Genomic DNA, 9801 nt, shown 5'->3' with positions numbered 1-9801 from the left:
GGATATGAGGGGTCGTATGACCGGGTGGCTGCCTTCAGCAGGCAATGGAAGGTGGGTCAAATGGAGAGGGTCAAATCTGCGAGCAAATCAACACCCAATTCGCAGAATGGCATTGACTTCGATTCCAAGGGGCGTACCAGCTTATTTCGTGGGACATGGAAGTCAAAGCCATGACAGCCGCAATCGCATAGGGCGACGACACTCCCGACGCTAATTTGCTCGGAGACGATCTCTCGTTCAGGTATCTGCTGCTCCTTCACGAGATCAAGCCATGCTTTTGCAGCATTCAAGCTGTTAGGCATTTCTTATCACCTTCCTGTCAGTTTCATTTGGTCCGCTCCTGGCCGTTTTCGGCATTCAAATGAACTGCCAATCCTCAAGCCAAGTCATCCATAGATGATTGCCATCTCTGCGCATTATCGGGCAGGTCTTGCGCCCAAAAGGCCAGCGGACAAGACCACCAGTCTCAAACAAGCCACTGATGTCGCCATCATTAAAACAGGCGCGGAAGCAATAGCCCCCGCGCCCGGCCATCATGTCAGCCTGATGAAGTCCACATCATCAAACAGCTTGCGCTGCAGCTGCTGGAAGGCTGCGCCATATTGAATGATCGCATCACTCACGGCCAGGACGCCGAGGAAAGGAGAACTCCAGTTGCTCTGGACGCTCAACACCTTGTCATAGACGACCACGCCAGCTTGTCGCACCACGAATCTCGACGCCAGTTCGGCAACGCCATCCCGGAAATTGAGCTTGATCACCGTGACTTCGATGTGCTTCTGGGCATCCTTGTCATAGTGCTGGGCCGACGTGAGTTCCTTTCTCAGCCCCTCTTCAAGAAACGCCGACCAGCCACCCTGAGGCGGCATCGCCGAATACGCACGCACACTGGCTGAGGCCTCCAACGGCGCGTTGACCGATGACGTGCGGTATCTCGCTCCGGGAGCGAGCTTGGCCAGTGCCACCTGGTTCTGCAAGCTGACCTGATAGACCGGAAGCGGCTGCGTCACGCAGCCGGCAAGCGTCCATGCCGACAGCAGCGCAACGATCCCGCATCGCCAGGCCGAGGCATAGCGACTCATCTTCTCGATCGGCTTCATTGGGCGAGATCCGAGACATTGCCGAGATCCCTCAGCCCCTTGCCGATCATCTGCCGGACCACCTTGTCGAATGCCTGCATCAGCGTCATCGGCGCCAGGCCCGCGGGTCCGGTGGCATTGCCGACAGTGGTGACGATGGAGTGCTTGACCTCGGTGGCGACATTGTCATGACCAGGTTCGATATAGGTGATCGTGCAGATATAGCCATCTGCCACGGTGGAGCCTGCCAGACCCAGCGTCAGGCCGGTCACGAATCCCTTGCCGCCCGGGTTGTCGGTCAGGGGGACGTTCTGGATCAAGACCGAGAGCTTTCTGCCGGAGGCCACGGGCTCGTAGGAAACCGAACTGAACATCCCGGATCTGGAAATCTCTTCAAATACCTTGGGACGTGTGGATTCGGTGGCGCGCGCATTCGAGACGCCCTTGGTCTGGAATTCAAACAATAACTGGATAGGCTGTGGCGCAGCGGATTTCTTCAGGTCGGCGTAATTCGTATCGCCCAGGCTGTTGTCGACGTAGGCGTGGATGCTGACGCAAGCCGACAGGGCAAGACTGAGGGCGACCAGGACGAGTGCATTGAAAAGACGTTTGAACATTGCAATCCTTATTTTCGATTTGTGATGGATCAAACTGCGATGAAAGCGCCAACAACTGTTCCTCGCCGAGCTCACCGAGGGAGATGCAACGAAGCCTTGCCGCCGCTGAAATTTCCAGCGGATGCGTGCGTACTGTAGTGAATGAGATCGAGAAGACACCTTTCCCCAAAGGCTGTCATTGTTCCCCAAGGCGATTTACGCCTTCCCCGTCTGAGTTATTTTTTGTTGACGTTGGCTATTCTAGTGCAAAACCAGAATAGCTTAGTGACGACAAGGTATTGCATGGAGAGCCCCCTCCCGCTGGCATCGGAGCACGCCAGAACGTGCATGGCTCAGCGCGCTCCGGTCAGTGTGAGGAAGCTGTCGAGGATGTGGAAGTGGTCATCGAAGAAACGCTCCTCCATCGCCGCCAGCTGTGCGATCGACGTCCATACCGCCTGGGCGGCGTCGTCGGCAGCCTCGACTTCCGGCAGATGCTCCAGGCGCAGGTCGAAGTAGTAGGCATGGGTGATGGTGCGCCCGCGTGCGCTGCGGTCAGGGTGGTCGAAGATCCTGACGTCCACCAGCGCGTCTTCCAGCGTAACCGGCAGCACCGCCAGATTGGTCTCCTCGGCCAGCTCGCGCAGCGCGGCCTGCAGCAGGCGCTCGCGCTGGTCCAGGAAGCCGCCCGGGATGGCCCACAGGCCGCGTCCCGGAAAGCCCTTGCGCTGCACCAGCAACACATGATCCGCCGCGCGGATGACGGCGTCGACGGTGGTGAAGATCGGCGGATAGGGGGCCGCTGACCAGGCCGCCTTGTACTGTTGCAGCTGGCGATGCTCTTCGGCCAGCGCCGCGTAGTGCGGCAGCAGCGACCAGGTGCGCAGATACTGCCGCACGCTGGGCGGCAATGTCTGGGCAAGCACGTCCATCGTCACCTCCATGTCTTCGGCCTCGAACCACAGGCGCCGGATATCGGTGGCATCGATGTCGCCGGCCCGCTCCAGCGCCTCCAGAGTCCAGTGCGGGAAGTGACGCAGGTAGTAACTGGAGGCATCCTTGAAGTGTCCGACCAGGACGATGCGCGCCTGCTCACCCGCCACTTCCTCGACCAGACGCCGGACCTCGGCCGACCAGCGCCGGTCGTCGTAATAGTCTCGCGTAGCAACGAAGCGCACGCGTTGCCGTTGCGCCTGCGGCAAGGCTCCTGCAATCATGGTGGCGCGCTCCTGCCAGGTCAGCGGGTTCTTGGTATTGCGTGCGTGGAAGGCCGAGCCGAGCACCACGATCACTGTCGGTGCGCGTTCCAGCGCGCGTTGCAGCAGATGCAGGTGGCCGTTGTGGAAAGGCTGGAAGCGCCCGATCAATACCGCCGCATCCGCCGCGCTCTCCGTTCCTGCCTTGTCTTGCGCTGTCATGGTCGCTCCTTGTTAGTATTTGACTGCGATGGGAATCTGCCGCCCGCTGCCAAAAGCGCGCGCCCGCACCCGGATCACCGGCGGCGACTGGCGGCGCTTGTATTCGTTGCGCGCGGTCAGCCGGCAGATGCGTTCGACCAGCGCGGCCCCCTCCCCGCTTGCACGTAGACTCTCGACAAAGTCCTCGGCCGCACGGGCTTCCGGCGCCGGCAGGCGATCGCCTTCGATGTGCCACTTGAGGATCTCGTCCAGCACCTCGTAGGGCGGCAGGCTGTCAGTATCGCGCTGGTCCGGCGCCAGTTCGGCCGAGGGCGGCTTGTCGAGCACGGTGGCGGGGATGAGCGCGCGGCCGGCGGTGGTGTTCAGGTGACGCGCCAATGCATACACCTCGGTCTTGTAGAGATCACCGATCAGGCCAAGACCGCCATTGGTATCGCCATACAGCGTGCAATAGCCAACCGAGATCTCGCTCTTGTTGCCGGTCGTCAGGAGCAAGGCGCCGAAGCCGTTGGAATACTCCATGAGCACCGCGCCGCGCACCCGCGCCTGCAGGTTTTCCAGTGGCAAGCCACGCAGCGGCGCGCCAAAGGCCGTGGCGAATCCGTCTTCGAACTCGCGCACCAGATCGGCAATGGGGTGACGGAACAACTGCACACCCAGGGTCTGGCACAGGGTCTCGGAATCGTCTACCGAGCCTGCGCTGGAAAACATCGACGGCATGGTCACCGCCACTACGTTCTGCGGCCCCAGTGCCTCGGCCGCCAGCGCGATCGTCAGCGCCGAATCGATACCGCCCGACGACCCTACCACCACCCGCTCGAAGCCACAGCGACGCGCATAGTCACGCAGGCCGAGGATGATCTGGCGGCGATAGAACTCCGGTGTCGGCAATGCATCCTCCACCGGCCGGGACGCGTTGCTGCCGTCGTCGCGCAGGAAACGGCCATCCTCGAACGCCAGTTGCTGGAAATCCGGCGCGAATCGCGCGGCTTCGAATGCCAGCCCCTGTTGCGGCGACATGGCAAAGGAGGCGCCGTCATACACCAGCTGGTCCTGTCCACCGACCTGGTTGACGTACAGCAGCGCCATGTCGCGCCGCAGGCAGGCGGCCTGGAACAGGCTGTGGCGCTGGGCGCGCTTGCCGACATCGGAGGGGCTGGCATTGATGGACAGCACCAGTTGTGCGCCGGCGTCCGCCAGCTTCTGGAAGGGATTGACGCGATAGCTGCGCAGATCGTCGTTCCAGCCATCCTCGCAGATCAGGAAGCCCACGCGCACACCCTTGAGTGGCAGCACGCACGCCACTTCCGGGCCGGCCTCGAAATGGCGGCCATCGTCGAACACTCCATACACCGGCAGTAGTTGCTTGTGATATTCCGCCACGATGACGCCTTCGCGTACCGCCAGAAGCGCATTGAACAGCGGCTTGCCCGGACCGGGATTGCGGCGCACTGCGCCGATCACCGCGGTCAGGCCGGGTAGCGCGCGGGTGGCGACGATGATGCGTTCCAGCGCCGCGTCCATATTGCGCAGGAAACGCGACTCTTCCAGCAGGTCCCCCGGGTAGTAGCCGCACACGGCCAATTCGGGGAAGGCCACCAGGTCGGCGCGACCGGCGGCGGCGCGTTGCATGGCCTCGATGATCTGTGCCGCGTTGCCGTCGAAATCGCCGACGGTGGGATTGAGCTGGGCAATGGCGATGCGAAGCATGATGGCTCCTTTCTGCCGCCTCAGGCGGCGGCGCTGATACCGAACAGCTGGCGCAGATAGGCCAGGAAGGTCTCGTCCTTGCAGATGGTCTTGCCCGGCGAGTCGGACAGCTTGGCGACCGCCTGGCCGTTGCAGGAGGTGAGCTTCATGACGATGTTCAGCGGTTCGATGCCGGTGTCGTTGCTGAGATTGGTGCCGATCCCGAAGCCGGTCATGACGCGGCCGGAGAAGTGCCGGTACAGCCTGAAAGCCTCGGGCAGATCCAGACCATCGGAAAACACCAGGCGCTTGGTGCTGGCATCGAGGCGCAGCTTGCGATAGTGCGCCAGCGCCTTCTCTCCCCATTCGAAGGGGTCACCGGAATCATGGCGCAGGCCATCGAACAGCTTGGCGAAGTACAGGTCGAAATCGGCCAGGAAGGCATCCATGCCGACCACGTCGGTCAGCGCAATGCCGAGGTCGCCGCGATACTCCTGCACCCAGTCTTCCAGCGCGGCCGTCTGGAAATCACGCAGGCGAACGCCAAAGGCCTGGTAGGACTGCAGGTATTCATGCGCCATGGTGCCGATGGGTACCAGGCCGTACTTTTTGGCCAGCCATACGTTGGAGCTGCCCTTGAAGTAATCCGGCACTTCCCGCGCCAGGGTGGCCACCACTTCTTCCTGCCACTGCCCCGAATAGCGCCGACGCACACCGAAGTCGAAGAACTCGAAGGGATAATCTCTCGCGGGCTCGCGGCCGAACTCGCGCAGCAGGGCGATCTTGTCCTGCAGGCGGCGACGCGCTTCATCCAGCGTGGCGGCATGGCCAAGGCGGCGGAAGTAGAGCTCGTTGACGATGTAGAGCACGAAGATCTCGAAGCCCATCACATGTACCTGCGGGCCGCTGGCGACGATGGACAGCCCGTCGCCCTCGACTTCCACGCGGATGAACTTGCGCTGGAAGCGGAACAGCGCGAGGAAGTCGATGAAGTCGCTCCGCATGTAGCGCAGGCCGGCAAGATAGGCCAGTTCATCATCGGTGAAGCGCAGCGAGCACAGGTGGTCCAGCTCGCGCTCCACCTCCTCTTTCAGCTCGGCCAGCGGAAACTGTGGCCGGTTGCGGCAGACGAAGACGTATTCGGCCTGCGCGCCGGGGTGGCTGTGCAGCAGCGCCTGCCACATGGTGAACTTGTAGAGGTCGGTTTCCAGCAGACTGCGGACGACGGGCGCCATGATGCGCACTCCTTTCGTAGGGATGATGGGCCCGGCGTTCACACACCGGCCCCGGTCTTCAGACGTTGGCTTGCAACTCGGCCAGCACCTCGGCCGCGCTCGCCAGGCGCACGCCGGCGGCGGCCATGGCGTCGAGGAAGGCGCGGTACTGCGCATCGAAGCCTGCCACCGGACTCATGCAATCGGTGACCAGCACCAGCCTTGCGCGGCCGGCAGCGTCGAGGTGTTCGACGATGTGCTCGGTGGTGGCGCGCACGCAGTGGCTGCCGGCTTCACCGGTGATGTAGACGCGGTCGGCAAGGGCCAGCCCGTGGATGAAGTCCTGGTTGAGCTGGGTGTCGGGATCGTCGGCGTCCGGCACTTCGGCCATCACGGCCGAGTAGTGTTCGGTCCACGGATTGCTGCCCTTGGCCAGCTTGGCGACGGTGCCCAGGGTCGCCTCTTCCCAGCGGTTGTAGGCGGCGCGCACGTCGGCGTGCACGGCCCCGCCCCAGCTGCCGATCTCGCAGTGCACCGGCCAGACCATCAGGCGGTAGCGGCCAGCGCTTTCCAATGCATCCAGGTAGGCCAGCACGCGCGGCAACGCCTGCGGATCGCGCGGCAGATAGCTGCCGGCACGCACGTCGGCGGCGTCAATCTGGGTGAACGGCTGGACCGCGCCGCCATCACCGGCCTGCCAGAAGGTCGGGTGAGCGATGTCCAGCCTGTGGTGGGAATCGATGGTGATGCTGATGGCGGACAGGCCGCGGCCACCTTCATCGATCAGCCGCGCCACGCGCTGCATGTCGGCATGCGCGCCGGCCACCGGCAGCGCCGGTTGCTGGGGCGTGCCGCTGAGCGGATCGGCAGGAAGGTAGGCGGCGGGCAGGTCGCAGAAATCGTTTTGCGGATCGATCACGAGGAGATGCAGATTGCGCTTCATGGCTTCCACCTTTCGGGTTGCGGTGAAGCCAGTGTAGAACACTTAATTTAATTTTGCAACTAAGCTAGTCGAAGGGACTTCTTTCATTCACCCGCATCCTTCCTATTCCACAAAGAAAATATTTCATGGATAACAATAAATAGATTCACAATGACACTAAGTGCCATTAGACTGCTAGCGTAATCAGCGGCGAGGAGGAAAATTGAATCAGGTGATCTGCACGGTGGACGTGGTACTGCTGACGCTGTTGGCCGATGGGCTGGAGGTTGCACTCCTGAGGCGCGAGCACGCGCCCTTCAAGGGGGTAGCCGCCCTGCCGGGTGGCTATATCCACGCCGATGCCGATACCGATGCGCGCGATGCCGCCCGGCGTGTGCTGCTGGACAAGACCGGCATCGAAGCGCCGTACCTGGAACAACTGGCCACCTTCTCCGGCGCCGCACGCGATCCGCGCGGCTGGTCGGTCTCCATCGTCTACTATGCCCTGGTACCGGCGGCCATGATTACCCAGGCCGAGCGTAGCGACGTGGTCCTGGCCAGCGTCGATCGCCTGCCGCCCCTGCCCTTCGACCATAGCGCCATCATCGAGACCGCAGTATCGCGCCTGCGCAGCAAGAGCCAGTATTCCTCGCTGCCCTGCCATCTGCTGGGCAAGGAGTTCACCCTGCCGCAGTTACAGCGCGTCTATGAAATGCTGCTGGGCGAGCCCATCAACAAGGTGAGCTTCCGCCGCAAGATGAGCGAGATGGACATGCTCGAACCCGCCGACGGCCACTTCGACACCGCCGGCGCGCACCGACCGGCCCAGCTCTACCGGCTCAAGCCCGCTTTCCATCGACAGTTGCGGCTGGTGGAGCGTGGCTTCTGAAGCGTTCGCTCCAGATGTGCTCTGCGCAGCTTCCCGCCAACACAAACCCGCCATGTGCGGGTTTTCTTCTTTTGCGCGCCGGTCCGATTCAGGCTGCTCGACGCTTCAGGCTGCCTGTCGTCGCCAGGCGCTGGGCGACATCCCCAGGCTATGATTGAAGGCGCGACTGAAATGACTCTGATCAGAGAAATTGCAGCGGGTGGCGACCTCGGCCAGGGTGAGTCCTGAGTTCCTGAGGTAGTCCTGGGCCAGTGCGATACGTTGCGACAGCATCCATTGATGGGGCGTCTTGCCCGTGGTTTTCTTGAAGGCCCGCATGAAATAGCTGGTCGACATATTGCACTGACGCGCGATATCGGCAATCGAGCATTCGCCATGCATCTTCGATCGCAACAGCGCCTTGGCCCGTTCCGCATGCACGTGCGACAGCACGCCGGATCGGCCCTTCGCCGCCACGCGTCCACCGAAGGCATGGACCAGATAGACGGCCATGGCACTCAGGATCTGGGTCACATACAGGGTGCTTTCCCGGCTCGCTTGTGCCAGCGAGGGCAGCACGGCATGGGCCAGATGTTGCAGCACCGGGTCTCGCCTGGCTGTGACCGGATGCAGGTCCGTCCTGGCAGGATCGAAGCGCTCATCGGCCAGGGAATCGAAGGAGGCTCTCGAAAATTCGAACAGCGCGAAGTCGAACGGTGTATCGACCTCCGCTGCATAGGGATCCTGCAGGTCGCGCAGATAGACATCGCCATCGGCGAAATGATGCAGTCCCGCCAGCTCACCCTGGGTGATCCTGCGATGGTGGCCGGGGGCCATCGCGATGCCGAGAAGGAAGCCATCGCCCGCAGCGGTCGGAGCGAGCTGCAGCATATCGGTACTGCGGCAGGTCTTCCGGTAGATTCCCATCCCTTCGCGCTGGAACAAGGTGCCAAGCTGCACGTGATCAGCCCTGCGCTCATCGTGCCTGGCCGTCGGATCGAGGGCTGCCGCAGTGGTGGTGGTGAAAGAGGTGGTCATCGTCTTGGGCCTGGCAGGCGCATATCGCGCGAAGCGATAGGGCTGCGTGTCTGATCGGATGACTGGAAGTGTGCCGCCACGGGGCGAGCGAGGCTCGCCTGATCGGGCCATGAGCTAGCACATTCGGGCCATGATCACGCCCTCCGGACGGACCTCAATGCGTCTTGCGGCAATCGCTGGGGACCACGCCGAGATGCTTCCTGAACAGGCGTGCCAGATAGGACGGCGAGTCGATACCCACGGCCAGCCCGGCCTGCAGCACCGACATGCCACGCTCGCCGATGAGCTTGCGGGCCTGCTCCACGCGTTGCCGGTTGGCGTAATCGATGATGCTCTCGCCGGTGATGTCGCGGAACAGGCGCGTCAGATGCCGGCGTGACAGGTGGAACTGCCGGCAAAGCATATCGATGTCGTGATGCAAATCCAGCCGATCGCAGATGAACTGCTGCACCTGGCGAATCAGCAGGATGTTGTGGTCGGGCTTGCTGTTGGCATCGACGCTGTCCGCGCTGGCGACGATGCGCATGCACTCCTCGAACAGCAGGTGATTGAGGTGGTACAGGCGCTGGCGTTGCTCCAGTGCATCCGGCGAGGATTGCATGGAGGCTTCGATCCTGTCGTAGAGCATCAGGATGGCGCCCAGCACATCACTGCGGCCCCACAGGCCATGGGTGGCAACGGCCGCCTGCAGGTTCGTTCCGGCATGTCGCGGGCCGTAGTGATTCAGGTAATCCGGTTCGACATACAAGGTGAGATGGCTTTCCTCGCCAAAGGCGGCCGAGGTCGCATGCGCGATATCGGTGCCCACCACCGAAAACGACAGGTTCGACAGACGCTGGTCCCGCAAGCCATCCTCCGTCGACAGCAGCAGGCTGCCGCGACGCGGGAGCAACAGCATGGGGCAGTCATGGGAATGCCAGTTCATCGCATAGCCCGCACCGCTGCTCATCTCGCAATGCAGGACATCGGGATGCATC

At 62.5% G+C, this 9801-nt stretch carries 10 protein-coding genes; 1 reads left to right on the top strand and 9 read right to left on the bottom strand.

Annotation, left to right across the window (positions count from 1 at the left end; genetic code table 11):
- Positions 1 to 56: 56 nt before the first annotated feature.
- The 7 genes from ACIPHN_RS23375 to ACIPHN_RS23345 all read right to left on the bottom strand — a co-directional run bounded on the left by ACIPHN_RS23375 (position 57) and on the right by ACIPHN_RS23345 (position 6939).
- Positions 57 to 302: a hypothetical protein gene (locus ACIPHN_RS23375; protein ID WP_400440868.1), complete on the bottom strand. Its 246-nt coding sequence runs from the start codon at positions 300 to 302 to the stop codon at positions 57 to 59.
- 231 nt (positions 303 to 533) lie between these two features.
- Positions 534 to 1100, bottom strand: coding sequence for a hypothetical protein (locus ACIPHN_RS23370; RefSeq protein WP_400440865.1), 567 nt, complete (start codon positions 1098 to 1100; stop codon positions 534 to 536).
- Complete coding sequence (locus tag ACIPHN_RS23365; protein WP_400440862.1) at positions 1097 to 1696, bottom strand: hypothetical protein; 600 nt, start codon at positions 1694 to 1696, stop codon at positions 1097 to 1099. Before ACIPHN_RS23365 ends, ACIPHN_RS23370 begins: the two co-directional genes overlap by 4 nt.
- Positions 1697 to 2028: 332 nt before the next feature.
- Positions 2029 to 3093: a bifunctional nicotinamide-nucleotide adenylyltransferase/Nudix hydroxylase gene (locus tag ACIPHN_RS23360; protein WP_400440859.1), complete on the bottom strand. Its 1065-nt coding sequence runs from the start codon at positions 3091 to 3093 to the stop codon at positions 2029 to 2031.
- 12 nt (positions 3094 to 3105) lie between these two features.
- Positions 3106 to 4803 (bottom strand): NAD+ synthase, encoded by a 1698-nt coding sequence (locus ACIPHN_RS23355; RefSeq protein ID WP_400440856.1) that lies wholly within the window; start codon positions 4801 to 4803, stop codon positions 3106 to 3108.
- Between the two features lie 20 nt (positions 4804 to 4823).
- Positions 4824 to 6017 (bottom strand): nicotinate phosphoribosyltransferase, encoded by a 1194-nt coding sequence (gene pncB, locus ACIPHN_RS23350; RefSeq protein WP_400440853.1) that lies wholly within the window; start codon positions 6015 to 6017, stop codon positions 4824 to 4826.
- 58 nt (positions 6018 to 6075) lie between these two features.
- A complete protein-coding gene (locus tag ACIPHN_RS23345) occupies positions 6076 to 6939 on the bottom strand; it encodes a cysteine hydrolase (protein WP_400440850.1) in 864 nt (287 codons plus the stop codon).
- Between the two features lie 202 nt (positions 6940 to 7141).
- Between ACIPHN_RS23345 and ACIPHN_RS23340 the strand changes: the two genes are divergently transcribed.
- Positions 7142 to 7807, top strand: coding sequence for an NrtR DNA-binding winged helix domain-containing protein (locus ACIPHN_RS23340; protein ID WP_400440847.1), 666 nt, complete (start codon positions 7142 to 7144; stop codon positions 7805 to 7807).
- A gap of 105 nt (positions 7808 to 7912) precedes the next feature.
- Here the strand turns inward: ACIPHN_RS23340 and ACIPHN_RS23335 are convergent, their stop codons facing one another.
- Together ACIPHN_RS23335 and ACIPHN_RS23330 are read right to left on the bottom strand one after the other, a co-directional pair.
- Positions 7913 to 8824 (bottom strand): helix-turn-helix transcriptional regulator, encoded by a 912-nt coding sequence (locus ACIPHN_RS23335; protein ID WP_400440844.1) that lies wholly within the window; start codon positions 8822 to 8824, stop codon positions 7913 to 7915.
- A gap of 154 nt (positions 8825 to 8978) precedes the next feature.
- The gene (locus tag ACIPHN_RS23330) at positions 8979 to 9800 is read right to left on the bottom strand and encodes a helix-turn-helix domain-containing protein (RefSeq protein ID WP_400440842.1); all 822 of its coding nucleotides are present in this window, start codon (positions 9798 to 9800) and stop codon (positions 8979 to 8981) included.
- Between the last annotated feature and the right edge of the window lies 1 nt (position 9801).

Source organism: Herbaspirillum sp. NPDC087042 (assembly GCF_044745245.1).
Classification (GTDB): domain Bacteria; phylum Pseudomonadota; class Gammaproteobacteria; order Burkholderiales; family Burkholderiaceae_D; genus Herbaspirillum.
Note: the sequence above shows the minus strand (reverse complement) of the source record. Positions and strands in the feature narration are given on the sequence as shown.

Excerpts from the sequence above, each read along its gene's own strand:
- ACIPHN_RS23375 (WP_400440868.1), bottom strand. The coding sequence starts at position 302 with ATGCCTAACAGCTTGAATGCTGCAAAAGCATGGCTTGATCTCGTGAAG.
- ACIPHN_RS23370 (WP_400440865.1), bottom strand. The coding sequence starts at position 1,100 with ATGAAGCCGATCGAGAAGATGAGTCGCTATGCCTCGGCCTGGCGATGC.
- ACIPHN_RS23365 (WP_400440862.1), bottom strand. The coding sequence starts at position 1,696 with ATGTTCAAACGTCTTTTCAATGCACTCGTCCTGGTCGCCCTCAGTCTT.
- ACIPHN_RS23360 (WP_400440859.1), bottom strand. The coding sequence starts at position 3,093 with ATGACAGCGCAAGACAAGGCAGGAACGGAGAGCGCGGCGGATGCGGCG.
- ACIPHN_RS23355 (WP_400440856.1), bottom strand. The coding sequence starts at position 4,803 with ATGCTTCGCATCGCCATTGCCCAGCTCAATCCCACCGTCGGCGATTTC.
- pncB (WP_400440853.1), bottom strand. The coding sequence starts at position 6,017 with ATGGCGCCCGTCGTCCGCAGTCTGCTGGAAACCGACCTCTACAAGTTC.
- ACIPHN_RS23345 (WP_400440850.1), bottom strand. The coding sequence starts at position 6,939 with ATGAAGCGCAATCTGCATCTCCTCGTGATCGATCCGCAAAACGATTTC.
- ACIPHN_RS23335 (WP_400440844.1), bottom strand. The coding sequence starts at position 8,824 with ATGACCACCTCTTTCACCACCACCACTGCGGCAGCCCTCGATCCGACG.
- ACIPHN_RS23330 (WP_400440842.1), bottom strand. The coding sequence starts at position 9,800 with ATGCATCCCGATGTCCTGCATTGCGAGATGAGCAGCGGTGCGGGCTAT.